Genomic DNA, 24,918 nt, shown 5'->3' on the forward strand with positions numbered 1-24,918 from the left:
GGGCCGTCCCCGGCGGAGATCGGGAATGCGCCCGGGCGGCGGCCGGCGCCCCGGTCATGGAACCGCCGGCGGTCATCCCCCGGCCCGGCCGCGATAGCGCAGGCACAGGCTGGTGACGTCGTCGGTCGGGTCCGTGCCGTTCTCGAACGCGCGCACATCCGCGATGACCGCATCGATCAGGGCGTCCGGCGCCACGTCCGCGGGCCGCGCGCGCAGCAGGCCGGCCAGCCTGTCCTCGCCAAAGATCCGGCCATCCGGATCAAAAGCCTCCGTGATGCCGTCCGTGTACAGGTACAGCATGTCGCCCGGCCGCAAATACAGGGTTTGCTGCTCGTAGACGATCTCCTCTTCGATGCCCGCGGCGACGCCGCGGGTCGGCGGCAAGGACGAGAGCCCGCCTCCCGCGCTCATCAGCCACGGCGCGTGATGACCCGCGTTGACGTAGTCCAGCCGGCCGTTGCGCAGATCCAGCGTGGCATAGAACAGCGTCACGAACAGCATCTGCTCGTTTTCGGCGGCCAGCAGCGCGTTCAGACGCTGGATGCAGTCGGCCGGCCGGCGGACGAAACACGCGATGGATTTCAGCAAGGTGCGCGAGACGGCCATGAACAGGGCGGCGGGAATTCCCTTGCCCGAAACGTCGGCGATGACGAACCCCAGATGGTGTTCATCGAGCATGTAGAAATCGTAGAAATCCCCCCCCACGTCCCGGGCAGGAAAGATCCGGCAGCCCAGCTCCATGCGCGGATCGTCGGGCATGGCACGCGGCAGGATGCTGAGCTGCACGGCGCTGGCGATCCGCAATTCCTGCTGCAGCCCCGCCAGCTTGGTCTTTGTGACCAGGGCATCGCGCAATTTGACGACCATATCGGACAGCTGCCGGTGCTGCGCGACCAGCCGATGACGCAGACCGCCCATCACTTCCGCCAGACGCCGCAGACCTTCGTAGTCCTCGCCCCGCGGCCGGAGATCGATCAGTTCCCGGACCTCCCGGCGACCGGCGTCGTCCGTGGACTCGGACAAGGTGCGAAGCTCCCCGGCGATGACCTCCTCCTGGCGGCGGCGGATGCGCGCCTGCTGGGCATGGTCGCGCGCCAGCTGCAGGGTCTTGTGGCGGAAGACGGCGATGCTGCGCCCCAGGCGCTCGATCTCATCCTGATGGCCGCCGGGCCGCTCATCGGCCTCGTTCCGCGGACCGCTGAGCTCGTCCAGCGTCCGCAAGGCGTCCTGCAACGGCCGGAAACCGCGCCAGATGATGCGCTGGATCAGCGCCACCCCCAGGATGGCCAGGCCCACGGCCAGCAGCAGCGCCAGCCAGCCCAGCGTCCGGCTGGGCTTCATCAGGGTCGTGACATCCTTGACGCTCAGGAACAGGCCGCCCGCGCCGCCCGAGACACTGGACACGGGCGTGGCCGTCAGCAACAGGATCCTGTCCTCGTCGTCCACCACCTGGAACGGCTCGTGCCGCATGGACGGCGTCAAGTCCAGCCGCGACCACACCGCGCGTCCGGTGCTGGCCACCAGATGCCCCTTGGGATTCAGAAAATGGAAGCTGTATTCCTCGTCGTTCCCGTCCGGATCGATCTGAAGCAAGGCGTTTTCCAGCGCACGTCCGCCCACCAAGGCCCAGGTTCCACCCGACATCGGGATGTTCTGCGCCGCGATCAGCAGGGTCGAATTGTCGCCCAGATTGCGCAACCCCCGCGCCGGACGGCCCGCCAGGACCTCGTCCAGCGTGCCGGCGTCGAGCGGCGCGGCATCGGTGTCGGCCCCCTTCAGGGGGTGCGCCTGGTGGTTCGGGTCGACCAGAACCAGGTAATCCAGCGAGGTCGCCCAGGCGCGCATGGATTCGGTCACGCCATCCGGACCGTCCAGATGAGGAGACAGCGCCCGCAAATCATCGGCGATGGACAGCGTCTGGGATGAAAGAAACTGGTCCCAGAAGGCGTTCTGGTCCTCTTGAACGAGATCGGCCGCCTGCTGGCGCAGCAGATGCTCGCGCAGAGCATGGAGGCCCGACAGCGCGCCGATCAGCAAGGCAAAGCCCAGAGCGATGACGAAGGTCAGGCGCAGCCACAGTGAAAGACGCCAGGACCGGTCCGGCGGGACGATCCGGATACCAGGAACCTGCCCGGACAGCGGAATTTCCAGGGCCGCGAGTCGGGCTCGAACGCGGCCATCGAAATCGACGGCCAGCAAGGACTCGACCTGGTACGCCAGACTGGCCCGCCGCCGATCGGTCCGGGCCACCATTTCCTGCAGGCCATACCAAGCCTGCCCCAGGACATCCCGCGGCTCGGGACGAAGACCCAGGATCGGAGGCGCGAGGTCTTCGGGCGCCTCCAGCAGCAGTGCCAGCAAACGGCGCCGGTGGCGTCGCAGGTAGGCGCCGTAGAAGGCGGTGCACACCCCCCCGAGCGACGCCAGGGAAAAAATCAGCGGCAACATATCGGCCAGCAGGGGCGCGTGCGCATCACCCAGGGCGGACGGCGCGGCCACGACTTCGAGCATGCCGATCCGCCGCACGCCGACCTGCAGCTCCATGCGCACGGGTATCGGTACGCCGGCTCCGGGGCGTTGAGCGGACCCCAGGAGCTCATCGGCGTTCCCATACAACGCAATGCGTGTCAATCGCGGGACACGCGCCAGCGTATCATTCAGGCTACGGTCGATGGAGGGAATGGCGTCGAGCGGAATACCCAACTGGCCGGCACGGACAAATTGCCGGCCGAGGGCTTTCCCGACCGAAAGGGCGAGATCGCGGGACTGGTCCTGCGTGGCGGCCATCACGGTGTTCTGAAGGCGCCAGAGCAAGATGCCGGTGGCCGGACTGACCGAGATCAGGACGATGAGAAAACCGCCGATGGCGTCGCGCAGCCAGGTTCGGATGGCGCGCTCAGTCAGCACGGTCCAGTTCCTTCAATCGCCGAATCCGGCTGTCCAGCGCCCGCTGACAGGCCACATGACGCTCCCGGGCCCGCCGGGCGGCTTCGATCAGCGGGTCCCCGGAATCATCGGGGCACGCCCGCCCCCTCAGGATCCGACCGCACAGCAAAAAGGGCCGCAAGCTCCGGCGCGCCAGCAGGACCGCGCCCAGGATCGACACCAGCAAGGCCAGCGCGGCCACTGCCAGCACGGACGAGCTCCGCGTCAGCCAGGCCCGCAGGCTGTAGGCCTGCGCCGTATACGGGGCCACCAGGACCAGGCCGCCCGCGTCGCGGCCCAGCTCGTCGCGCAGGCCGATGCCGCAACTGCGGGTATTCCGATCATCCGCGCACCAGAAGCCGCGGTCGCCGCCGGGCGCCCAGGCGGGCGGCATGGCGGAGCCCAGCAGCCCCAGGTCGGTGCTATAGAGGATCCGGCCCGAGCGGCTATGGATGCTGATGTCCTGGATGTCGGGCACGCCGAATTTTTCCCGCTCGATCATCTGCTGCAGGCTCGAACTCTGTTCCAGGGTCAGGCCCATGGCCAAAGAGGCTTCGATGCCGTCGCGCAGACTTCCGAGAATATATTCTTCGCGGACCCTCCAGGTCTGGTCGATGGCCCGCTGCTCGATATCGACGGTCAGCAGCGTGATGCCGAACACGGCGGCCAGCACCCAGCAGGCCAGAACCAGGATCAGGGAGAGAGGCGTCCTCATGGCTGGCTTTCCTACAGACTGGGGAGAAGGGACTGTTCGGGACAAAAGGCGTGATAGTGCTTGCGACACACAGCGGCCGCGAGACTCAGCAAGGCATTGGCGGGCAAGCCCGCCTGGGCCGCCAGATCCTCGACCCGCTGGCGGTCGCCGAAGATTTCGGCCCGGGCGCCGGGGACGGCCAGGCCGGCCGGCAGCCCGGTCACGTCCACACTGGTCAGCCCCATTGAAATACCGCCCACGATGGGAGCGGAATGCGCGCCGAAACGCACCGCCCCCCGGTTCATCAGGGCATAGGGCAGGCCCTGGGCATAGCCAATGCCCAGAGTGGCGACCCGCATGGGCCTCGGACAGCGAAACTGCTTGTCATAACCGATGCCGGCCCCGATCGGCAGATCCGCGACCTGCAGGACCGGCGCATGAAGGCGCGCCACAGGCCGCAGCGGCAAGGTCCGCGTGAGTGTCGTGTCCACACCGTACAAGGCGCTGCCCACGCGCGCGATGTCGAGATGGTGATCGGGGCGGGAGAACACGCTCGCCGAAACCGCCAGACTCCGGGCCGCCCGGGGAAACGGCGCGATCAAGTCCAGGAAGCGGTCATACAGACTCTGGCCGCCCATGCCCTTGGGCGCACTGAAACTGTCGGGCTGCGCGATCCAGGCCCGGACATGAAGATCGCCCAACCCCCGCATCGCAAGCCGACCCACGATCTCGGGCTTCAGGCCCAGGCGCCCCAGCCCCATGTCCAGGGCGACGGCCACCGTCAGCGCGCCATGGCGGCGGGCCAGATCGATCTCGTCCGGATCATTCAGGACGGGCGTCAGGCGCTCGTCCACGCACGCCCGCACCGAGGCGCCGCGCAGGCCGGTCAGGACGAAAACCTCGGCATCCGGCGCCAACCGGCGAACCCGGTGGGCCTCCTCGAAGTTCAAGGTCCAGTATTGCCGACATCCCTGAGCCGACAGGGCCACGACGACGGGTTCGAGTCCCAGCCCGTAGGCATCGCACTTGACCACGGCGCCCAGCTCCGCGCCCGCGTAGCGGGCACGCACGGTCCGCCAGTTGTCGACCAGGCGACCCAGGTCGATTTCCATCAGCGGCGCATCGGCATCCATGGAGTTCACCGGAGGGCCTCCTCCGGCGACGCGAGGACGCAGCCGACCCGTTCATGGAACCGCCCGCGCCAGCCTTGCATCAGCAACCGCCCCTGTTCGTCTATGGGCAGGCTGTCGAGGAAATGGACGACGGCGCCATTCGTCACCCGGGACGCCGCGGCCGGCGCGCGGGCACGGCGGACCAGCAGATAACGCAGCGCGCCTCCGCAGACTCTGCACAACCGCACGATCTCGAATCCTTCACGCAGCAGGCTGCGCCAGCTGGCCGGATTCGACGGGGCCGCCGTGACGTAAAGATAGGCATCGGGGTCGGCCAGGGCGATCCGGCGGCGGATCAGCTGACGCTGCAAGCGGTGCCCCCGGTATTCCGGCGTGACCGAGGCTCCGGCCAGCTTCTGAATGCACGCATCGGCGGGCCAATCCAGCCAGATGTCCGGCCGGGTGTCCGGATCCGGACTGTTCTGCAGCGCGCCATAGGCCACCAGTTCGCCGTCCGGATCGCAGGCGCCGATGATCAGCCCCGCCCCACCCAGCAGGTCCGCGAAGAATTCGGGACGCTGGAGCAGGACCTGGTCGGGGCCCATGCCCCAGATCGCATGGACGTGCAGGGCGAAGATCCGGTCACAGTCCGCCGGACCGAGACGGCGCCAGCACAACCGGGAAAGTGTGACGGGGTTCATCCAACGGCCCTCATCGTCCATGGAGCCTGAGTAATCACATCAGCGTAATTCAGCATTTCGATAGGTGGATAAAAGCCCCCCAGCGCCTTGGCCGTATGCAGATTGATCAGCAGGGCGAAACGCTTCAGGGTCTCGATGGGAATCTGGCGGGCGGGCGTGCCCTGATACAGAATGGCCTCGGCCTGCACGGCGGCCAGCCGCCCGACGGAACGGTAGCGGCTGACCAGGCCGGTCAGGGCCGAATACCGCCGGACGGCGAGTTCCGTGGCGCCGAAAGTGGGCAGTTTCTGTTCGATGCTGGCGGAAACCGCCCGGCCGTAGACCGTGCCCAAGAAGGTGTCGGGCGCCAGGTAGAGCCATTCGGCGCCCTCCACCCGCAATTCGGCGACCAGCCGCTCCAGGCCATCGCCGGAGGGACGTCCGGCCGCATCCAGCGGGAAATGGCGATGGATGGCCGTGCGGTGCGTCGCGGCGCACACAGTATCCATTTCAGCGGCGATCGCCAGGGAATTGGGTTCGGTGGTCGAATACAGCAGCCCGATCTTGGAAAATTCCCGATAGGCCGCCATGACCTTGACCTGGGTGTCGGTGGGAACCACGTGCACAGCTCCGGTGACGTCGCGGCCCTGCCGCGTGCGCGAAGGCACGATGCCGGCGGCCACCGGCGCGCTCACCAGGGCGAACACGACGGGAATGCCGCCCACCTTGCCGGAGGGGTCGGGATTCCGCCAGGTGCCGGCCACCCCCAGGGTCACCGGCGTGCCCCAGGTGTAGATCAGATCGGGAGCCAGACCGGGAATCTCGTCCAGGATGGCGGGCAGCCGGCGGATATCCTGCCCGACGTCGCGTTGGACGATGTCCGGGTCCCGGCCCTGCGACCGCAGGTATTCCAGGAAACCGTCCTCGACCTCCGTGCGTCCGCGGTAGGTGATCATCAGGATGCGGCGCTGGTCCGCCGCGCGCGCCACGAAAGGAGCGCCGCCCAGCAGCCCGGTGGCCAGGGCGGCGCGCAACAGGCGCCGCCGGAAGGGAGAGGAAGGCACGGGAGTACTCATGGGCGGTCGCCGAAGGATTCATGTGGGATTGTCCGAGGCCGCGGAGCCCACTGCTCACGACCGTAGTACAGGGCGCCGCCGGTAGCCAGCAGACTGAATAGTGCCAACGTGGGCGCCAGGCCGAACAGGCTCAGCAGGCCGCCGGCGAGCATGGGCCCGATCGCCGATCCGCTGCGTTCGACCAGGCGGAACAACCCGCGGATCTGGGCGGAATGCTGTCCCTGTTCACGGTGTGTGTAGGCGGCCACCAGCGATGACTGGGAAGCGCTCGACAGGGATTGGCCCAGCCCCAGGAGCACGAGAAAAGCGACAATGGCGCCCAGACCTGGCCAGAGCATGATTGGAATCACCCCGATACCGGCGATCAGCCCGCCCAGGGCGATCTTGCCGGATCCTGGATCACGCCCGAACGTTTCCCCCCAGCGGGCGAAAAGCGGGACGAACATGATCATCATCAGCGGATGGATCATCTGGACGCGGCCGATGCTGGCCAGCGAATGACCCTCATCGACCAGAATGATAGGAACCAGGAAGGAACACAAGGCCGAAAGAATCAGCTTGGCCGGTACCGCGCACCCCAGCAGCAGCGTACGCAGACCTGGAATCCGCCAGGTCTCGCCGATTACCTCGTACACCAGGCGGGGAACAGTGTGCGGCTGGGCGCATGGCGGTACCGCAGGCATCATGGCCCATACCAGACACAGAGAGGTCAGACACAAGCCCGCGGCGGTGAGAAACGCCGGGGCGACACCGAAATGCTCGGCCCAAAAGCCGCCGATCGGAGGCGCGCACAATCCGGCGACCATGACGGTGCGCAGATAACCGGCGAATCCCGCCGTGCGGGTCCCGTGATCGTACTGATCGATGATATGCCCTTGCGCCGAAATGAAGACCAGGGTCACGCCCACGCCGCTCAAGGCGCGGGCCAAAAGCAGGCCGGAATAGGTCTCTACAAAGGCGTTCAAGCCGTAGCCGATTCCCGCTACGGCGATTCCCACCGCCAGGCCACGGCGTCGGCCCAGCGACTCGGACCAGACGGCGAGCGGAATCTGCCCCAGGGCGGAAATACCCATGAACACGACGAGCGGCAAACTGACGAACAGCAAGGTGTGTGAAAGGCCGGGGGGCAACAGCCGCTCGGTCAAACTGGGCAGAAAAGGGTAGTTCAGTCCTTCGGCAATCGTGAAGAAGAACAGGGCCCCCCGGATCTGCTCGACCGGCGACGGGGCGGCGCCGCACGCGGCTGGAATCGGAAGGGGGCGCTGGAAAACCCCCACCCGCATCAGCAGTGACAGCAGCTCGAAACCGACGAGCAGGGCGACCAGGCCCAAGAAGGCCGTATCCAGCAAGAGGCTCTGGACCTGGGCGGCCACGTAACGGCTATCGGGCGTGACCACCAGGGCCGCCGCGACGGGACCCTGGGCCGGAACCGGCAGGATCAGCCTCCCTGGCGCGGTCGCGCCGCTGACAGCGGCCGGCGACGTGTCCAGCATGATCCGCTTCAGCTCCGGATAATGCCTCCGCAGGGACGCGAAATATTCCGGCACGCCCCACATCTGGTCGAGCGGGATCCCCAGATCCAGCGCCTTGCCGATCAGCGCGCGGGCGCCATGGCCGATCGACTCAACCTTGGTCTCGATCAGGGGGCCCAGCGTGCGGTCGATGATGCGCAACGCCTGGTGATTGATCAGAAACAGACCGCCCCCCAGGATCAGCGCCAGCGCCAGGGCCAGAGGCACACGCCGCCGGGTGGATTCGCCCTGGGCAGGATCGACGACGCGGCCGGCGCGAAGCGCCAGCGCAGCCAGAAAGCCCAGCAGGGCGACGCCCGCCACGACAGGCACGGCATGCCCGCGCATGTCCCGGCGGATCTCCGCCGAGGGCGATTCCAGGGCGCGCGGATCATAGCGCAGCAGGATCTGCCCAATGGGCAGACCGAGATCGTCGAGGAGCGCGCGCCGCAAGACACCGGGCGGGGAGGGATCCGGCACCGGGCCTTCACCATAGAGCCGCCGGCCCCGGGCGTCCTGAACGGCCATGCCAAGAATGTCGGGTTCCAGAACGAGTTCGCGCCGCAAAGCGGCGCCCAGGGTCTCTTCCTGGCTGTCGAGGCTCACGCCCAGCGAGGCGGCGTGCGTAGCGCCTTCGGCCGCGCGGTCCAGAGCGATGGCGAAGCGGGATTCCAGGATGCTGCGATAGGCCTTGAGCAGCGACCCTTCCGTCATCCAGGCGCCGGCAGCCAGGCAGGCGGCGATCAGCAGACCGGACAGGAATGCGGGAATCAGCGGGAATCGCATCGAACAAACCCGGGCCAGCGCCCGGACTCTCAGTCTGAGAAGAATAGGCTCAGTAACCGAAACGCCCGACGAGTTCCCGGAAGCTCGCCGCCCGATACGTGCCGGCGCCCCGTTCCGTCGGCGCGCCCTCCCGGGACGGGTGAATCAACCGGACAGGATGCTAACGTCCCGCCCGCACCACCCCGACGCTGGCGGCGACCACCAGGCCGGTGCCCAGCACCTGGCCCGCGCTCATGCCCTGGCCCAGGAAGATCCAGCCGGTCGTCGCGCCGACGGCGGGCTCCAGGCTCATCAGCACGCCGAACATGGCGGCAGGCATGCGCCGCAGGGCATTGATCTCCAGAATATAGGGCACCAGCGGCACCAGCACCGCCAGGCCCGCCGTATAGGCCAGTTGCTCCCGGGGAAACCGGATCGTGCCGGCCTCGGCGACCGCGAAGGGCAGCGACAACAGCGCCGCGACCGCCAGCGAGACGGCCAGCCCCTGCAGGCCGGGGAACGCGGGGCCGATCTTCTTCATCATGACGATGTAGACCCCCCAGCCGGTCGCCGCCAGCAGGGCGAAAACGATGCCGACCGGATCCGCGCCGCCGGCCGCGCGCGCGTCGCCCGACACCAGCAGCCCGATCCCGGCCGCCGCCAGCAGCGGCCAGGCCAGGGCTCGCCAGCCGCGCACTCCCCCCAGTGCGGCGACCGCCAGGGGACCGCAGAATTCTAATGCGACGGTCAGGTGCTGGGGCAGGCGCTCGATCGCCAGGAAGAAGGCCAGGGACATGACGGCCATGCCGGCCCCCAGGATCAGAGCCGCCCGCCACTGGGCGGCGCCATAGCGGCGCAGCGGCGGGCGCACGAACAGCAGCAGCGCCAGCGCGGCCCAGCACAGACGCAGGCTGGACGTGGAAAGCGCGCCGTAGTCGTGAATCACCGGCACGGCCAGCGACACCCCGGTCTGCACGCTGACCATGGCGGCCACGGCCAGGCAGACCGCCAGGCCGATGCCTGGAACGGGCCGCCCGGGCACGGGACGACGGCCAGGGGCCGGGTTTTGGGGCGCGGGCGAAAATGGCTTATCGTAGGGCACAGCGAGGATTGCTTCCGATCTCGGGATTCTTGCGACTCACGACTATACAGGACCTCCCATGACGACATCGACCGCCGCGCCCGGCACGCCGGACCCCGCCGCCCAGCCCGCCCGCATCCGGGACAGCTTCGACCGTTCCGGCCTGATGCTCCACCTGGGCGCCCGCCTGGGAGACGTGGTCCCTGGCCGGGTGCACATCCACCTGCCCTATGGCCCCGACCTGACCCAGCACCTGGGCTATTTCCACGCCGGCGCGACGACCGCGATCGCCGACGCCGCCGGCGGCTTCGCCGCCCTGACGCTGGCGCCGCGGGGCCATACGGTGCTGTCGGTCGAATTCAAGATCAACATGCTGGCCCCCGCGCGGGGCGAATCCCTGGAAGCCGTCGGCCGGGTCATACGCGCGGGCCGGACCCTGACAGTCGCCCAGATTGACGTCTACGCCCTGAACACGGGCGAGAAGACACCGGTGGCGCTGATGCAGCAGACTCTCATCAACCTGCCGGAACCCGCATGACGCATCCTTCGATCCCGCTCTCGGTCCTGGATCTGGCTCCCATCGCCGAGGGCGGCGGCGCCGCCGAATCCTTCGCCCGCACCATCGACCTGGCCCGCCACGCCGAATCCCTGGGCTACCGGCGCTACTGGATGGCCGAGCACCACGGCATGCCCGGCATCGCCAGCGCGGCCACCGCCGTGCTGATCGGCCACGTCGCGGCAGCCACCTCGCGCATCCGCGTGGGCGCGGGCGCTGCGCCGCGCGCTGGACTCGGACCCGGAAGCCTTCCCGCGCGACGTGGCCGAGCTGATGGACTACTTCGAGGGCCGCGGGCCGGTGCGCGCCGTGCCCGGGGAAGGCTGCAAGGTGCCGGTCTGGATCCTGGGGTCCAGCCTGTTCGACGCGCCGGACACCGCCGCCGCGCAGATCCGCGCCTTCGTCGAACGCACCGGCGCGGACGAACTGATGATCACCTGCAACATGCACGACCACGCGGCCCGCCTGCGATCCTACGAGATCGCGGCCGGGCTGATGGCCGCGCCGGCCTGACGGGCCGGGGACTGTCGAAGGCGCCTGCGCACCAGCGCCCCGTCCGCTCCGAGGGCGGAGGACGCCTCAGGGCGCGATCGGCAGGGCGCGCTTGTGGGCGCTGCGCCGCCAGGTGGATACGATGATGTCGAAGGCCTCCGGCTCGATGTCCCGGCCTTCCAGAAAGTCGTCGATCTGCTCATAGCTGACGCCGAAGGCGTCCTCGTCGGGCTTGAGCGGCTTGAGCAGTTCCAGGTCGGCGGTGGGGACCTTGAGCACCAGCGCATCGGGCGCCCCCATGGCGGCCGCCAGCGCCCGCACGCGGCGCTTGTTCAGCCCCGCCAACGGCGTGACGTCGGCCGCCCCGTCGCCGAACTTGGTGAAGAAACCCATCAGGGCCTCGGCGGCGTGGTCAGTGCCGACCACCAGCCCGCCGCGCGCCCCGGCCACGGCGTATTGCGCGATCATGCGCTGGCGGGCCTTGATGTTGCCGTGCAGGAAATCCTGCTGGGCGGTGTCGCGGAACACCTGGCCGGAGGCCCGCACCGCATCCAGCATCGCATCCGAGGCCGGCCGCACGTCCACGGTCAGCAGATCGTCGGGCCGGATCACCGCCAGGCCCGCCTGGGCGTCGGCCTCGTCCAGCTGGGTGCCGTAGGGCAGCCGCATGGCCACGAAACGGGCGTCCCCGCCCTGCGCGCGCACGCGTTCGACGGCCCGCTGCGACAGGCAGCCCGCCGTCAGGGAATCGACGCCGCCGCTGATGCCCAGCACCAGGGCGCGGGCGCCGGTGGCGCGCAGCAGTTCGGCCAGGAATTCCACCCGCCGCTCGATTTCGGCCTGGACGTCGAAAGCGTCGGCCACGCCCAGGGCGAGGCGGATTCGCAATTGCAGGGCGCGTCGTTCTTCGTTCATTCAGCGGTCCTCGAAACGGTCCAGCACCGCGCCCGTGCTGGCGTCTGAGCAGTTGAAGGCGAATTTGGCCTGCACCCCGCGCGTGTAGCGCGGCGCGGGCGGCGTCCAGGCGGCGCGCCGTGCAGCCAGGATATCGTCCGGCACGTTCAACCGCAATAGCTGGCGGTGCGCATCGATGGTGATGGAGTCGCCCTCCTCGACGAGCGCGATGGCGCCGCCCACGGCGGCCTCGGGCGCGACGTGACCCACGACCATGCCCCAGGTGCCCCCGGAAAAGCGGCCGTCGGTGATCAGGCCGACGGAATCGCCCAGTCCTTCGCCCACCAGGGCGCTGGTCGGGGCCAGCATTTCCGGCATGCCCGGCCCGCCCTTGGGGCCCAGGTAGCGCAGCACCATCACGTCGCCCGCCTGGATACGCCCCGCCAGAATGGCCTCCATGGCGGAGGGCTCGTCGTCGAAGACCCGCGCCGGACCGGTGATGGCGGGGTTCTTCAGGCCGGTGATCTTGGCCACCGCGCCCAGTTCGGCCAGATTGCCCCTGAGGATGGCCAGGTGGCCTTCGGCGTACAGGGCCTTGTCCAGCGTGCGGATCACATCCTGGTCGGCACGGGGAGTGTCAGGGACATCGGCCAGCGTTTCGGCAATGGTCCTGCCGGTGATGGTCATGCAGTCGCCGTGCAGCAGACCGGCGTTCAGCAGCAGCTTCATGACCTGGGGGATGCCGCCCGCCTGGTGGAAATCGACCACCAGGTACTTGCCGCTGGGCTTGAGGTCGCAGATGACGGGGACGCGGCGGCGGACGCGCTCGAAGTCGTCGATGGTCCATTCGACCCCGGCGGCGTGGGCGATCGCCAGGATGTGCAGCACGGCGTTGGTCGATCCTCCGGTGGCCATGACCACCGCCACGGCGTTCTCGATGGACTTGCGCGTGACGATGTCGCGCGGTTTCAGGTCCAGTTCGACCGCCTTGAGCAGCACCCGGGCCGATTCGGCGGCCGAGTCGGTCTTTTCCTGGTGCACGTTGGCCATGGTGGACGAGTACGGCAGGCTCATGCCCATGGCCTCGAAGGAGGAGCTCATGGTGTTGGCCGTATACATGCCGCCACAGGACCCGCTGCAGGGAATGGCGTGAGTCTCGATATCGTGCAGTTCGACTTCGGACATGCGGCCGGCCGCGTGCTCGCCCACGGCCTCGAAGACGCTGACGATGTTCAGGTCCCGGCCGCAGTGGCTGCCCGGCAGGATGGTGCCGCCGTAGACGTAGATCGAGGGCACGTTGGCGCGCAGCATGCCCATCATGCCGCCGGGCATGTTCTTGTCGCAGCCGCCGATCACCAGCACGCCGTCCATCCACTGGCCCTGGACGCAGGTTTCCACGCAGTCGGCGATGACTTCGCGGGACACCAGGGAATATTTCATGCCTTCCGTGCCCATGGCCATGCCGTCGGAAATCGTCGGCGTGCCGAACATCTGGGGATTGCCGCCGGCGTCCTTGATGGCGGCGGCGGCGGCATCGGCCAGGGGCTGCAGACCGCTGTTGCACGGCGTGATGGTGCTCTGGCCGTTGGCGATGCCGATCATGGGCTTGTCGAAGTCGGATTCCGTATAGCCGAGCGCGTAGTACATCGAGCGGTTCGGCGCCCGGGCGACGCCCTGGGTGATGTTCGAGGAACGCAGCGGTTTGGCCATGACGGGATCCTTTCGAGAAGTCGGTGCGGAATTTTCCAGTGTAAGACTTCTCCGCGCCGACGGACCGGACACGCGCACGCCGGGCGCGGGTATAGCGCGCGGCGGGAAGTCCAAGCCTCATCCGGCCCAGGATGCGACAACGCCGGGCATCCGACGCTCCATGCGCAAGACGCCCGGACGGCGCTTCCTACTGGCGATTCGCACCCGCTCTTTGTTGAGCCTTCTCCTCATTCTCCTTCTCGAAGAAAGTCCTTTTGCATCTCCGCTCTGGAGAGCAGATATTCGGATCTCCGATCGTTTTTTTCTTCAGGCTTTCTAAAAAATTCGAAGCTATATTGCGGTGGCCTGACAACATGGATTTCACGAATTTCCGACCCTCTCCTGAGCGGCGAGACGTTAAATTCCGCATATGCGCGCAAAGATGCTTCTGTTTTATTATGAAACTGAAGCAAGTTGATCCGATCCGCATCCACGTCCGAATACGATGCTATCGTATTAGCTTTGAAATCCGCCGTCATGCCAAAGCTCAGCCATCCAGATAATGGCTAAATTCATCAACGTCCGCATGATCCATCTTCCAGATCAATTCGGCTAACAGTTTCTTGGCAACCTCAGTGGATTGGGGGGATGGACTGGATAGTATCTCCTTGATCTTCTCCACAGACTTTTTAAACTTGAGTATGGAAAGCTCCTTGCGCATGGCGTTGACGACCTCCGACGTTTTACTCGTCGCCTCTAGGCTGCGATCATGCGGGCTCAGGCTCGCATGCACAGCGTTCAAATCGTTCGAACTCAGCCTGTCCAGCTGCTCTTCAAGCAGCTGAACCTTCATTTCACCGGACAACTTGTTCTTGCCCTCGAAGCACCTGGCGTAATCGGCCATGCAAGCGCCGACTTTCCTGTCGCCCATGCGGCATTTAGTCTTAGTCACCAGACGGCCCAGCAGCGTATCCAGGCGAAGCCTGGCCTCATGCGTCCGATACCGCGCTTGCACCTTGCCACACTGCTCGCTATCAATAACTCTGAGCACTTTCATGGCCAGTTTCTCCCTGGCCTGTTGAAATACGCTACGGGACGCGACATAGCGGGCACTGCCTGGCCTGGCCGAGAAGCGTTGGCCATTCAGCGTCCCCTGGACTCTGGCCTCCCGGGCAGTCAGGTTCCTGTCGAGATAATTCGACAAGCCACCAACGATCCAGTTCCTGAAACCGCCGGAAGAGGGGGGAGAGAGAGAGAGGGGGGGGGGGACATGCGGCAAATCTCCGTGGCACTGAATGCGGAGGCCGGAATCCAGCACCCTGGCGACCTCCGGGCGCGGCGAAATTGCCACGCCTATCACTACAAATGTAGTAACATCCGGCCGCCCGGCGTTCCATGGCGCAACGGAGCGCAACGCTCAGTCGCGTGTTGCCTTCACCGACATCCTTCCTGATGAGCGCGCCAACAGCGCCATGCAATTCCCGCGCGATGCCGTGGCCTGCCATGTCCGCCTGGACGTCACAATCGCTCACCGATATTGACAATTCACACCTAGTGAATACCATATGGCCGGCGCCCCCGCACACGGCTGTCCGTCGATTTGTTGTCAGGGTACTTTCCGGGCTTATTACGCCGAGCGGCTTATCAATCTCTGCGAAAGCGCTACCCTCCGAAGAGGAGGAACAAGCGTCGCAACCCCGTCAGCCCTGCGCGCGGCTATCTGTTGGCGAAGGCCGCCATTGTTCGCCTGCCGGGTGTTTGCGGGTTCCAGGGCATTTTTAATGCGCTGCGGCCAGTACGCTTTCATCCACTCAGCCATGGCGACGCCACGAGCTTCTTGCATGGCTCGGAATTTCCGTTCATAATCGTTGACCATTGATGCCAGCGCCTCCCGGAAGTGCTGAGGATTGCTCGGGGAATAATCAGGGCGATCTCTGATCGTTTTTTCGACCACCTCATCCCGGCATTGTCGAGCCAACCTTTCACCCTCGGCTCGCAGGCGACTTTCCAACTGACCCAGGAATTTCCGGCAAGGGGCCCTCTCTAGCGGCGATACTCTATTCCAGTCAATGGCATTGATCGTGCTTCGGATGGATTCCGGTCCTGTCCACCGCGGATTCTTTAGATTGTTGCCGGGCAAGATACTGTCCATGTAAAGGCCGAATTCTTCGGATCCCACACAATCCATTTTCCGGATCAATTCGGACCAGGAACTTTCCAGTTTCCTGCCTTTTTCCCTCGTCACTGGGGTTATCCCGTCCCATTCATTGAGATCCGCCACAATACGTTCGAACGAATGTCTGGCAAGCGCCAGTTTTATGGCTTCGCCGATATTTTTCCGTTTCTCGTCGATCGTATTGGCCTGGAGCATGATCGATGAATATCCGTCGGACTCGCTCAGGCGGCCAAACAGAACTTCCACCTCATCATCACCCAGCCGTCCCAGATGCTCTTCAATCAGCTGATGCTTCATCTTGCAGGACAGCGCCCCCCCCCCCCGTCCTTCGAAGCATCCGGCATATCGGTCCAGATTATTTTCGACTTGCCCATGCCTCTCCTCGCCATTCGGGCAAATTTTCATGCTGTTCAGCAGCGCGCCGAGGCAGGCATTGGCCTCGATCTTCCGGTATCGCTCTTTCAGTCCTCTAGCCGCGCCATTGCCAATCGTTTCGAGCACAGTCAGGGACAGTCCCACACTGACGGGAGGCCGCCGGAACGTTCTTGAACCGGCATGGGCGCGGGCGCCATCCGGCGCACCAACTCCAACCGGCAGGCCACCGATCCGCCCCAGAGCCGTCCCCCTGCTCTCTGTCTCCCGAGTGCTCAAGTCGTTGTTGACATGGCTTTCCAAGCCATACCCGACATACGCCAGGATATTGGAGGGGGAAGGAAATCGAGGCACCATGCAAGTCTCCACCGCAACGGGAGCAAGGATTGGATCCATCACCAGCCTCCCGGCGCTTTCCAAGCGCGGCGGGATCGCCGCGCTTCATACCGCGGCGTGAGTAACATCCGGCCGCCCGACGTTCCATGAAAGAATCCGCCAGAAACCGCCCTCAGGGAGGCGACAGGCCATGCAGCTTCACGCAGCATCGCGCGGCACCGGATCATTCCTGCTTTCGCCGCCAAGAACCTCGTCATTGATGCCGCAAGCGACCCCGAGGCCGCTCAGCAGGCTTCGAGCCATGTCCACCATGGCCCTTTCCTCGCCCGCGTCGGATGCCTTCTTCTCCTCCTGTCCCTCGGAAATTTCTTCAAAGACCCTCTTCAGATCGTTCAGCCGCTCAGTGGCAATGCGCCATGATCTCCTCGCCAACTCTTTCTTCGATTCCGTCACCACCCGCTTCAGGTCCCGCGCGATCAGCTCGCGGCAATCGTCCTTGGTATAACCCATGACGGTCAGCCGCTCCTCGCGTCCCAGACACGAGCCGGCCAGAGTCCACAGCCGTTCCGCCAGGGTCGTCAAATCCGTCCGGACGCCGGGCTTGACGCCCGGGAGACCGCCGGCGTAGATGCCGGATATCAGTTTCCGCAGACATCCGGTCACCCGATCGTCCAGTTCCCTGGTGCGCGCCCGAACTATTGTCTCGTAGGCATGATCCGGCATCAGGCCGAATAGCCTCATGTCTCCGAAACGCAGCGAGGCCAGTGTGGCGTCATCCAGATTCCGGGAAAGATTCTCCAATTGACCGGAAAATCTGCTGAACTTGTTCTGATCGTGCAGCAATCTATCAACTTCCGCCCTTTCAACAGACGCGATCACATGCACCTTCGCCAGCCAGGCCGTGGCGGAGCCATCGGATCTTTCCGCCTCCTCGTAGATTTTCCCGCTCAGGATGGCCAGCGCCTTCACGGCTTCCTGGCGGCGAGCGTGACTATCGAGATCGCCGCCCAGCAGTGTCCGCAAGCCGGCCAGGCCGGTTTCAGCAAACATCTTGCCCCTCGGGATCATGCTGTTCCGTTCGCCGAGAACCTGCCACGCTGAAGACGCGCGGCCAAAGCGGATACGCAGCAATCGAAGTGCCTTCGACACTTCATCCGTCGCCATCAAGCGCGCCCCCACCAGCCGCGCCATGGCGAGACCATGGGTTTTCTCCACGGCCTGAATTCTCAGACTCAGACCGGATAGGAATTCCGCGGCCCCGCCGGGAGATATGCGCTTCGCGGGGTCCGTCAATCTGGCGCCGACCTCTTTCACGCTCCGGCCGGCAAGGTCATTGCCCTTTTTATTCATGTGCGTCAGAAAATTTTCCAGCGCGGGCGCCTTCTTGTCCCGACAGGACCTGATCGCCTTTTCGACAACTTCCAGGTCCGTCCACCGCAGATCCCTCAGTCCGGAATCGGACAAGACGCCGCTTATGTAGATGCCGAACCTTTCGATTCCCGCACGATCCATTTTTTGGAAGAATGACGCCGCGAGAACCTCATCCCGCTCTCGCATGCGCAAAGTCGTTTCCTCTTCATAGGGTCCCATCATGCTGATTTCGGTATCCTTCTTATGGAGATCCAATATGGGGTTTTCCCACACGCGGCGGGCACGCTCCCAGCTCGCGGCGTCGGCGATCACTTTCAGCGCCGGATCGGAACCCGGATCACTTCCCGGCCGGCCGGGCGCGCAGCCTTCGGCGCCGGCGGCGACGCCCAGGCCATCGAGCAGGGCATCCAGTCGACTCCCGCCCAGCATCGCCAGACAGGCGCGCGCCAGCGAGTCGATCTCTTTGAGGGTCGGCTTCCTCTTCCCGATGGTGCACTTGTCAAGAAGGTCCAGGCATTCGCCGGCGTGTTTCCCGGTCCTGCCGCCGGCAATCAGGCGGCTCAGCAGCGTGTCCATGCCGCGCATGGCCTCAAGCCTTTGGCGCCGCTCCTGGAACCCGGCAAACCGCCCGTCATCGAATCCTCCGGACTTGTTTTTGTCGAACATGTTCATGAACCCATGCCCGCTGTTCCATTTAGGCGTGCTGGAATGGACACGGACGCGGGCTTCGCCCGCCTCGACCCCATATGTCTCTCCGCTACTCCGTTTCTCCGCCGAAACAGCGGTCGTGCCCAACGCCTGTTTCCTCAAGCGAGAATCCCCGGTCTTCTCGACCATGGCCAGGGGGAAATTTGGCGGGGACAACAAGATGGATAACACGATGCGGCCTCTCCCATGGCGCCGGATGCGCGAACGGATCCCTCATCGACATCCCGGCAATCTCCAGGCGCGGCGGGGTCGCCGCACGACGTGAACAATGGCGTAGTAACGTCCGGCCGGCCAGCGTTCCCTGGGCGTGGCGGCACCGCCGCCCAGGCGCGCTCAGAAGCTGCGCCGGGCCGGCTGCGCCAGATCGTCGAGGAAGGCCGGATCGAGCAGGATCCAGTCCCGGCGCGCGCCGGCGATGCGGCCTTGCGCCGCCCAGTCCGCCAGCAGCCGGCTCAGGGTTTCCGCGCGCACCCCCAGGTGCGCCGCGAGCTGGCGCTGCGTCAGGGGCAGATGCACGGACGAGCCTTCGCCGGGCCGCAGGCGCAGCAGATAGTCGGCCAGGCGCTGCGCGGCCGTGCTGTCGCTGAACCATTCCACCTCGTTGACCCGCTGGTAGACCCGGTCGCTCAGGCGCGCCAGCAGCCGCATGGACAGGTCCGGCCAGACACGGCAGGCCGCCTGCAGGCCGGCCCGCTTCAGGCACAGCGCGATCGCGTCGCCGTGCGCCCGGGCATGCATCGGATAGCGGCCGTGGGTCATGAACATGGCCGTCTCCGCCAGCAACTGCCCGGCGCGGAAGATGTGGAACACGCGTTCCTGGCCGTCCTGGGTGTGGCGCAGCACCTCGATGCCGCCGCTCAGGACGTACAGGTACTCGATGGCGTCCTCGCCTTCCCGGAAGAGCGCGGCCCCGTCCTCGACGTGCAGGATCGCGGCATCGCGCAGCAGCAGGCGCTCCACGTCGGGCGGCGCGCCCCGGAACAGCGGGTGTCCCAGCACCCGGGCGGGAGAATCCTCGGTCGGATTGACTTTTGTCATTGGCATTCGATGATTCGGGATGCGACGATACGCGATTGATAATAATTCGCATTCAATTATGTGGGAATCCCTTCGAGCATCATACCGCCTGGCGCGGCTCTGCCTGCTGGCCGTCCTGCTGGGCGCGGGCCTGTCCGTCTCGGCCGCGCCGCGCGAGCGCCTGGTCCTGGCCGGCCCCACGGCCGCCGTCAGCTTCCCGCTCATCCATATGGCGGAGACCGGCGCCCTGGCGGACTGGGCCGGCGCGGTGGAATTCCGCCACTGGAAAAGCCCGGACCAGTTGCGTGTGCTGCTCGCCAAGCAGGAAGTCGATTTCAGCGCCACACCGGTGAACCTGCCCGCCATCATGGCCAATCGCGGCATGCCCGTGCGCCTGCTGAACGTCTCCGTCTGGGGACTGCTGTGGTTCGTCAGCGCCGACCCGGACGTGCGCGCGGTCGCCGACCTGGCGGGCAAACCGCTGCTGACGACCTTCCAGCGCGACCTGCCCGCCCTGCTGCTGGAACGCCTGCTGGACGCGCAGGGCCTGACCGGCGCGCGCGCGCCGGCCATCCGTTATGCGCGCGACGCCCAGGACGCCATCGCCCTGCTCCTGACCGGCGAGGCCCGCAGCGCCCTGCTGCCGGAACCTTCCGTCTCACTGCTGCTGGCGCAGAACGCGCGTCAGGGCGGTCCAGCGCTGCATCGCGTGCAGAGCCTGGAGGACGCCTGGCGCGGAACGTTCCCCGACCATCCGGACCTGCCGCAGGCTGGCATCATGGCCAATGCCGGCGTGGCCGGCGACCGCGCCCTGGGCGAGGCCTTCGTGCGCGCCTACGACCGGTCGGCGCGCTGGTGCAAGGCGGAACCGGCCGGATGCGCCCGCCTGGTGCACAAGCACCTGGACTTCCTGCCGGTCGAGGCCATCGAAACCTCCATCCGCGTCACGCGCCTGGAAAGCCGCGACGCGCAATCCGTGCGTCCCGATCTGGAAGCCCTCTACGGCCTGATCCTGCAACACAACCCCGAAGCCGTCGGCGGCCGCCTGCCCGACGCGGGATTCTACGGACCATGAGCGGCGCCCAGGGGGTTCCGGGCCGCGCCGCACGCACGTCCCGGCGCTGGTCCGCGCTGGGCGTCGTCCTGATCTTCGTCGGCTGGGAACTGGCCGCCCGCCTGATGGGGCCCATGCTGATGGCCACGCCGCTGGAGGCCCTGCGCTCGATCGGCGTCCTGGCCGGCGATCCGGGCTTCTGGGCGCACAGCCGCGACAGCCTGGCGCGCATCGCCATCGGCGTGGGCGCGGGCTGCGGCATCGGCTTCGTCCTGGGGGTGCTGGCCGGCCACGACGCGCGCCTGCGCGGCCTGCTGGAGCCGCTGCGCTGGCTGCTGATGGCCATCCCGCCCGTGGTCGTGGTCGTGCTGGCCATGCTCTGGTTCGGCCTGGGATCGGGCATGGTGATCTTCATCACCGTCCTGATGATGGCGCCCGGCATGTACGTCAACACGGTCAAGGGCATGCGCATGATCGACGCCGGCCTGCTGGAAATGGGCCAGGTCTACCGCTTCGGCGCCTGGGCGCGGCTGCGCCACATCTACCTGCCCGCCCTGGCCGCGCCCCTGACGGCGGCGCTGCTGATCGCCGCCTGCGGCGGCGTGCGGCTGGTGGTCATGGCCGAAGTGCTGGGCGCCGAAAGCGGCGTGGGCTACGCCCTGGCCAATGCACGCGGCACCTTCGACAGCGGCCGGCTGTACGCCTGGGTGCTGCTGATCCTGGGCCTGGTGGCCCTGCTGGAATTCCTGCTGCTGCAACCCGTCCAGCGCCGCCTGACCCGCTGGCAGGAGCCCAGCCATGCTTGAGATGCGCGACCTGAGCCTGGCCTTCGGACCGCGCGCCGTGCTCGACGGCATCCATCTGGACGTGCGTCCGGGCGAGCGCATCGGCGTCATCGGCCCCAGCGGGGCCGGCAAGAGCACCCTGCTGCGCCTGGCGGCCGGCCTGCTGCGCCCGGACGGCGGGACCTGCCGCAATACCTTCCGACGCACCCGCCTGGTCTTCCAGGAACCCCGCCTGCTGCCCTGGCGCAGCGTGGCCGACAACCTGGACATCGCCCTGCGCGCGGGCGGCGTCCCCGCCGGCGAAATCGCCGCGCGGCGCGACCGCTGGCTGGCTCGCGTGGGGCTGGCCGACGCCGCGCGGTCCTGGCCGGCCGAGCTGTCGGGCGGCATGGCCCAGCGCGCCGCCCTGGCGCGCGCCCTGGCGCTGGAACCCGATCTGCTGCTGCTCGACGAACCCTTCAGCGCGCTGGACCCGGCGCTGCGCGCCGACCTGGGACGGCTGTGCGCCGAACAGGCGCGCGCCACCGGCGCCGCGCTGGTCTGCATCAGCCACCAGCCCTGGGAACTCGCCGGCCTGGTGGACCGCATCCTGCGCGTAGCCGGCGGCCGCGTCCAGGAACAGTCCGCCCCCTTCGTCCGCCCGGACGAGCCCTCTGCCGGAGCGCCACCGGACCGGCCGGCCGATTCATAGACCGATCACTCCCTTCCCATCTCCTTCGACCAAGGAACCTCCATGAGCGCACGACACGCCCGCACACCCCTCGCGCTGGCCCTGGCCCTGACGGCCGCCGGCCTGACGCCCGTCCAGGCCCAGGAAGTCACGAGCCTCAAGCCCATCACCGTCAGCGGCGACGCCCAGGCCACGCCGCTGAACCCCGGTGTGAAGACCGAACGCGCCCGCCTGGACGGCGTGGCCGGCGGAACCAACCTGATCGAACCGCAGCAGGAAACCCGCCTGGCCACGCTGCGGGACGCCCTGGACTACCAGCCCGGCCTGGTGGTCCAGGAATTCTTCGGCGGCCTGGACCAGCCGCGCCTGAACATCCGCGGCTCGGGCATCCAGAGCAACCCCGTGAACCGGGGCGTCATGCTGCTGCAGGACGGCCTGCCGCTGAACGAGGCCGACGGATCCTTCGTGATCGGCTTCCTGGAACCGCGCAACGCCCGCCTGATCAGCGCGCGCCGGGGCGCCAACGCCCTGTCGCCGGCCGCCACCACCCTGGGCGGCGAGCTGGACTTCCAGTCCCTGACGGGCACGGAAGGCGACCTGGTGCGCGTGGAAGGCGGCAGCTTCGGGCGCTTCGGCGCCCAGGCCGCCAAGGGATTGCGCAGCGACAACCTGGACGGCCGCCTGAGCGTCACCCACGACACCTACGACGGCTACCGCCACCACTCCGGTTCCGAGCGCACCAGCGTGCAGGGCAATTTCGGCGTCCTGGGCGACGGCTTCGAGAACCGGACGTACCTGTCATACGTGGATCTGGACGTGGACATTCCGTTCGTCGTGACGCGCGACCAGATGGAACACGATCCGCGCCAGACCAACGGCGAGGGGGTGAAAGTGAATCCTCCCTTCAGTCTGATCGACATCGACAAACGCAACCCGCACCGCACGTCGCGCCAGTTCCGCGCCGCCAACCGCACGTACTGGGGCACGGAGGCCCTGAACAACACCTTCGGCGTCTATGCCCAGAACATCGACGACGTCTTCCAGGATCCGATGACGGCCACCGCGACCAAGGGCATGACCTACGGCGCGCAATGGCAGCTGGCGGGCAAGTACCGTTCCATCGACTACCGCGTCGCCCTGGACTGGGCGCGCAGCGACATGGACCGCGACCTGTACACCGTCAACAAGGAAACGGGCAGCCGCAAGACCCATTACGGCAACTATGATCTGCGGGCCGAGAACCGCAACGCCCTGCTGGGATTCGCCTGGCACGTCGCGCCGCAATGGACGGTCGTGGGCGACGCCAAGTTCACCCAGGCCATCCGCGACGCGCGCGACCGGTTCACCGGCAAATCCCTGGACCAGGACTGGAACTACGTCAGTCCGAAACTGGGCCTGGTCTGGCAACCCGCCGAGGACCAGCGTTTCTTCGTGAACGTCAGCCGCAGCAACGAGGCGCCGACCTACTGGGAAATCATCGGCGGAGGCAACTTGCCCAACCCGATGAACGACGCGGCGGGCACCTCCAGCCTCAATGCCCTGAAACTGCAGCGCGCCGACACCGTCGAGATCGGCGGCGAGGGCCGCCTGGGCGCCGGATCCCATGCGCCGCACTGGGCCTTGACGCTGTATCACAGCGACGTCAAGGACGAGCTCATGTCCGTCAGCACCGCCAACGGCACGGCGGCGGGCACCTACAACTACCGCGGCGGCACCCGCCACCAGGGGATCGAACTGGGCCTGAACGGCAGCCTGCCCGCCCCCGGCGAGGGCGCGGCCTTCGACTACCGCGTCGCCTACACCTTCAGCGACTTCCGCTTCAAGGGCGGCGAATACGCGGGCAACCGTATCGCCGGCGTGCCGCGCCACCTATTGATCCGGCCCTCAAACAGTTTTACGCAGCGTATTTGACGTGGAAGTCTTGGAAGTAGGCTTTGACACGTGCCGGCTCGCTGGCGACGACTTGCATGTGCTCTTCTGCAGCGGCGCGTAGTTTGGCCTTCGTGCGTATCGGAACCTTGCGCCCGATGACGTGTTTGAGATCGGCATTCAAGCGTTCTTCGGGATTGAGTTCGGGGCTGTAACTGGGCAGATAGAACACTTCCATCTGATCGGAGTGTGCGGCCAACCACGCCTTCACCGGCTTGCAGTGATGCACGCCCAGGTTGTCCAGGATCAGAAACACCTTGCGCCCGGCATCCTGGACCAGCGACTCGAAGAACTCGATCAACTTTTCGTGATTGAACGCGCCATCAATGATCATCCAGCGTGCCTTGCCCTGGTTGGTGACGCTGGCGATCATCGACAGCTTCTGCCGCGTCCCGCCAATGGCCATCGCCACCGGAGTCTTGCCCTTGGGCGCATAGCTGCGACCGCGCACGTCGGTGTTCACCAGCGCCGTCTCGTCACCCCAGTGGACCTCGCCGCCCTCGGCCTTGGCACGTTCGGCGATGGCCGGATACGTGTCCTCCAACCAGGTTTGCACCGCGGCGGGCGATTGCTCGTAAGCACGCTTGATCGGCTTCTGCGGGGTGAAGCCCCAGCGGGCCAGATACTTGCCCACCGAGCGCACATGCAGCGTCACACCACACTCGCGCTCGATCAGCTGCATAACCGCCGCACGGCTCCACAGCGCAAAGTCCATCTTCAGCTGCTCGGGGCGTTTGTCGCAGATGATGCGGCACACCGTCTGTTCCTGCTCGGCGGTCAGTGCGCGATCCTCGCCACGGCGACGGCCACGCCGACGGGGTGCCAGCGACAGCATCCCCCCCGCCTCATAGCGTGCGATCACCTTGCTCACCGCCGTGTGACTCAGCCCAACGTCAACGGCGATCTGAGGTTTGCTTCGTCCGCGTTTGTACGCACGAATCACCTGCCGACGCCTCTCATGCTGCTCGGCCGGACTGAGCTTTCTTGCATCATCTTTTTCCATCCGCAAAGCATCGCATCAGATC

20 protein-coding genes and 2 pseudogenes are annotated in these 24,918 nt (G+C 66.6%); 7 read left to right on the forward strand and 15 right to left on the reverse strand.

The window, feature by feature from the left end:
* Nucleotides 1-72: 72 nt before the first annotated feature.
* From ACTPOE_RS14725 to ACTPOE_RS14755, 7 genes are all read right to left on the reverse strand, one after another.
* A complete protein-coding gene (locus tag ACTPOE_RS14725) occupies nucleotides 73-2,907 on the reverse strand; it encodes a PP2C family protein-serine/threonine phosphatase (RefSeq protein ID WP_458872995.1) in 2,835 nt (944 codons plus the stop codon).
* Nucleotides 2,897-3,640, reverse strand: coding sequence for a hypothetical protein (locus ACTPOE_RS14730; RefSeq protein WP_458872996.1), 744 nt, complete (start codon nucleotides 3,638-3,640; stop codon nucleotides 2,897-2,899). Before ACTPOE_RS14730 ends, ACTPOE_RS14725 begins: the two co-directional genes overlap by 11 nt.
* A gap of 11 nt (nucleotides 3,641-3,651) precedes the next feature.
* Nucleotides 3,652-4,752: an alanine racemase gene (locus ACTPOE_RS14735; RefSeq protein ID WP_458873503.1), complete on the reverse strand. Its 1,101-nt coding sequence runs from the start codon at nucleotides 4,750-4,752 to the stop codon at nucleotides 3,652-3,654.
* A 5-nt stretch (nucleotides 4,753-4,757) separates the two neighbouring features.
* Nucleotides 4,758-5,432 (reverse strand): hypothetical protein, encoded by a 675-nt coding sequence (locus ACTPOE_RS14740; protein WP_458872997.1) that lies wholly within the window; start codon nucleotides 5,430-5,432, stop codon nucleotides 4,758-4,760.
* Nucleotides 5,429-6,487, reverse strand: a complete 1,059-nt coding sequence (locus tag ACTPOE_RS14745) for an ABC transporter substrate-binding protein (RefSeq protein ID WP_458872998.1) — start codon at nucleotides 6,485-6,487, stop codon at nucleotides 5,429-5,431. The genes ACTPOE_RS14740 and ACTPOE_RS14745 overlap by 4 nt, the downstream gene beginning before the upstream one ends.
* Nucleotides 6,484-8,784, reverse strand: a complete 2,301-nt coding sequence (locus tag ACTPOE_RS14750; RefSeq protein ID WP_458872999.1) for an MFS transporter — start codon at nucleotides 8,782-8,784, stop codon at nucleotides 6,484-6,486. Before ACTPOE_RS14750 ends, ACTPOE_RS14745 begins: the two co-directional genes overlap by 4 nt.
* Nucleotides 8,785-8,944: 160 nt before the next feature.
* Nucleotides 8,945-9,805 (reverse strand): EamA family transporter, encoded by an 861-nt coding sequence (locus tag ACTPOE_RS14755; RefSeq protein ID WP_458873000.1) that lies wholly within the window; start codon nucleotides 9,803-9,805, stop codon nucleotides 8,945-8,947.
* A gap of 118 nt (nucleotides 9,806-9,923) precedes the next feature.
* Between ACTPOE_RS14755 and ACTPOE_RS14760 the strand changes: the two genes are divergently transcribed.
* Nucleotides 9,924-10,382 carry a PaaI family thioesterase gene (locus tag ACTPOE_RS14760; protein WP_458873001.1) on the forward strand — a complete coding sequence of 153 codons (459 nt, stop codon included), beginning with the start codon at nucleotides 9,924-9,926 and terminating at the stop codon, nucleotides 10,380-10,382.
* Nucleotides 10,379-10,769 (forward strand): annotated as a pseudogene (locus ACTPOE_RS14765) (LLM class flavin-dependent oxidoreductase); the annotation flags it as partial. The gene ACTPOE_RS14760 and the pseudogene ACTPOE_RS14765, both read left to right, overlap by 4 nt.
* A gap of 210 nt (nucleotides 10,770-10,979) precedes the next feature.
* Here the strand turns inward: ACTPOE_RS14765 and nadE are convergent.
* The 4 genes from nadE to ACTPOE_RS14785 form a co-directional block, all read right to left on the reverse strand.
* Nucleotides 10,980-11,807, reverse strand: coding sequence for an ammonia-dependent NAD(+) synthetase (gene nadE, locus ACTPOE_RS14770; protein ID WP_458873002.1), 828 nt, complete (start codon nucleotides 11,805-11,807; stop codon nucleotides 10,980-10,982).
* Nucleotides 11,808-13,496, reverse strand: coding sequence for a dihydroxy-acid dehydratase (gene ilvD / locus ACTPOE_RS14775; RefSeq protein ID WP_458873003.1), 1,689 nt, complete (start codon nucleotides 13,494-13,496; stop codon nucleotides 11,808-11,810).
* Nucleotides 13,497-13,723: 227 nt separating this feature from the next.
* Nucleotides 13,724-14,014: a hypothetical protein gene (locus tag ACTPOE_RS14780; RefSeq protein WP_458873004.1), complete on the reverse strand. Its 291-nt coding sequence runs from the start codon at nucleotides 14,012-14,014 to the stop codon at nucleotides 13,724-13,726.
* A gap of 8 nt (nucleotides 14,015-14,022) precedes the next feature.
* Complete coding sequence (locus tag ACTPOE_RS14785) at nucleotides 14,023-14,679, reverse strand: hypothetical protein (RefSeq protein WP_458873005.1); 657 nt, start codon at nucleotides 14,677-14,679, stop codon at nucleotides 14,023-14,025.
* Between the two features lie 217 nt (nucleotides 14,680-14,896).
* Here ACTPOE_RS14785 and ACTPOE_RS14790 point away from each other — a divergent pair.
* Nucleotides 14,897-15,001: pseudogene (locus tag ACTPOE_RS14790) on the forward strand (IS481-like element IS481 family transposase); the annotation flags it as partial.
* Nucleotides 15,002-15,102: 101 nt separating this feature from the next.
* On the opposite strand, the gene ACTPOE_RS14795 reads toward ACTPOE_RS14790, so the two are convergent.
* The 3 genes from ACTPOE_RS14795 to ACTPOE_RS14805 all read right to left on the reverse strand — a co-directional run bounded on the left by ACTPOE_RS14795 (nucleotide 15,103) and on the right by ACTPOE_RS14805 (nucleotide 19,476).
* On the reverse strand, nucleotides 15,103-16,380 hold the full coding sequence (locus ACTPOE_RS14795) for a hypothetical protein (RefSeq protein WP_458873006.1): 1,278 nt from the start codon (nucleotides 16,378-16,380) through the stop codon (nucleotides 15,103-15,105).
* Between the two features lie 177 nt (nucleotides 16,381-16,557).
* The gene (locus ACTPOE_RS14800) at nucleotides 16,558-18,402 is read right to left on the reverse strand and encodes a hypothetical protein (protein WP_458873007.1); all 1,845 of its coding nucleotides are present in this window, start codon (nucleotides 18,400-18,402) and stop codon (nucleotides 16,558-16,560) included.
* A gap of 369 nt (nucleotides 18,403-18,771) precedes the next feature.
* The gene (locus ACTPOE_RS14805) at nucleotides 18,772-19,476 is read right to left on the reverse strand and encodes a Crp/Fnr family transcriptional regulator (RefSeq protein ID WP_458873008.1); all 705 of its coding nucleotides are present in this window, start codon (nucleotides 19,474-19,476) and stop codon (nucleotides 18,772-18,774) included.
* 58 nt (nucleotides 19,477-19,534) lie between these two features.
* Between ACTPOE_RS14805 and ACTPOE_RS14810 the strand changes: the two genes are divergently transcribed.
* From ACTPOE_RS14810 to ACTPOE_RS14825, 4 genes are read left to right on the forward strand one after another with little or no spacing between them, the layout of a single operon-like run.
* Nucleotides 19,535-20,530: an ABC transporter substrate-binding protein gene (locus tag ACTPOE_RS14810; RefSeq protein WP_458873009.1), complete on the forward strand. Its 996-nt coding sequence runs from the start codon at nucleotides 19,535-19,537 to the stop codon at nucleotides 20,528-20,530.
* Entirely contained in the window at nucleotides 20,527-21,315 is a 789-nt protein-coding gene (locus ACTPOE_RS14815; RefSeq protein ID WP_458873010.1) for an ABC transporter permease, read from the forward strand. Before ACTPOE_RS14810 ends, ACTPOE_RS14815 begins: the two co-directional genes overlap by 4 nt.
* Nucleotides 21,308-21,985 carry an ATP-binding cassette domain-containing protein gene (locus ACTPOE_RS14820; RefSeq protein ID WP_458873011.1) on the forward strand — a complete coding sequence of 226 codons (678 nt, stop codon included), beginning with the start codon at nucleotides 21,308-21,310 and terminating at the stop codon, nucleotides 21,983-21,985. Before ACTPOE_RS14815 ends, ACTPOE_RS14820 begins: the two co-directional genes overlap by 8 nt.
* Before the next feature lie 42 nt (nucleotides 21,986-22,027).
* A complete protein-coding gene (locus ACTPOE_RS14825) occupies nucleotides 22,028-23,875 on the forward strand; it encodes a TonB-dependent receptor domain-containing protein (protein ID WP_458873012.1) in 1,848 nt (615 codons plus the stop codon).
* On the opposite strand, the gene ACTPOE_RS14830 is transcribed toward ACTPOE_RS14825, so the two are convergent.
* Nucleotides 23,859-24,896: an IS630 family transposase gene (locus ACTPOE_RS14830; protein ID WP_458870376.1), complete on the reverse strand. Its 1,038-nt coding sequence runs from the start codon at nucleotides 24,894-24,896 to the stop codon at nucleotides 23,859-23,861. The two genes, ACTPOE_RS14825 and ACTPOE_RS14830, sit on opposite strands and share 17 nt — an antisense overlap.
* Nucleotides 24,897-24,918: the final 22 nt, after the last annotated feature.

This window comes from Castellaniella sp. WN (genome assembly GCF_054457555.1).

Excerpts from the sequence above, each read along its gene's own strand:
- ACTPOE_RS14730 (WP_458872996.1), bottom strand. The coding sequence starts at position 3,640 with ATGAGGACGCCTCTCTCCCTGATCCTGGTTCTGGCCTGCTGGGTGCTG.
- ACTPOE_RS14735 (WP_458873503.1), bottom strand. The coding sequence starts at position 4,752 with ATGGATGCCGATGCGCCGCTGATGGAAATCGACCTGGGTCGCCTGGTC.
- ACTPOE_RS14740 (WP_458872997.1), bottom strand. The coding sequence starts at position 5,432 with ATGAACCCCGTCACACTTTCCCGGTTGTGCTGGCGCCGTCTCGGTCCG.
- ACTPOE_RS14745 (WP_458872998.1), bottom strand. The coding sequence starts at position 6,487 with ATGAGTACTCCCGTGCCTTCCTCTCCCTTCCGGCGGCGCCTGTTGCGC.
- ACTPOE_RS14750 (WP_458872999.1), bottom strand. The coding sequence starts at position 8,784 with ATGCGATTCCCGCTGATTCCCGCATTCCTGTCCGGTCTGCTGATCGCC.
- ACTPOE_RS14760 (WP_458873001.1), top strand. The coding sequence starts at position 9,924 with ATGACGACATCGACCGCCGCGCCCGGCACGCCGGACCCCGCCGCCCAG.
- nadE (WP_458873002.1), bottom strand. The coding sequence starts at position 11,807 with ATGAACGAAGAACGACGCGCCCTGCAATTGCGAATCCGCCTCGCCCTG.
- ilvD (WP_458873003.1), bottom strand. The coding sequence starts at position 13,496 with ATGGCCAAACCGCTGCGTTCCTCGAACATCACCCAGGGCGTCGCCCGG.
- ACTPOE_RS14780 (WP_458873004.1), bottom strand. The coding sequence starts at position 14,014 with ATGACGGCGGATTTCAAAGCTAATACGATAGCATCGTATTCGGACGTG.
- ACTPOE_RS14795 (WP_458873006.1), bottom strand. The coding sequence starts at position 16,380 with ATGGTGCCTCGATTTCCTTCCCCCTCCAATATCCTGGCGTATGTCGGG.
- ACTPOE_RS14800 (WP_458873007.1), bottom strand. The coding sequence starts at position 18,402 with ATGAACATGTTCGACAAAAACAAGTCCGGAGGATTCGATGACGGGCGG.
- ACTPOE_RS14805 (WP_458873008.1), bottom strand. The coding sequence starts at position 19,476 with ATGACAAAAGTCAATCCGACCGAGGATTCTCCCGCCCGGGTGCTGGGA.
- ACTPOE_RS14810 (WP_458873009.1), top strand. The coding sequence starts at position 19,535 with ATGTGGGAATCCCTTCGAGCATCATACCGCCTGGCGCGGCTCTGCCTG.
- ACTPOE_RS14815 (WP_458873010.1), top strand. The coding sequence starts at position 20,527 with ATGAGCGGCGCCCAGGGGGTTCCGGGCCGCGCCGCACGCACGTCCCGG.
- ACTPOE_RS14820 (WP_458873011.1), top strand. The coding sequence starts at position 21,308 with ATGCTTGAGATGCGCGACCTGAGCCTGGCCTTCGGACCGCGCGCCGTG.
- ACTPOE_RS14825 (WP_458873012.1), top strand. The coding sequence starts at position 22,028 with ATGAGCGCACGACACGCCCGCACACCCCTCGCGCTGGCCCTGGCCCTG.
- ACTPOE_RS14830 (WP_458870376.1), bottom strand. The coding sequence starts at position 24,896 with ATGGAAAAAGATGATGCAAGAAAGCTCAGTCCGGCCGAGCAGCATGAG.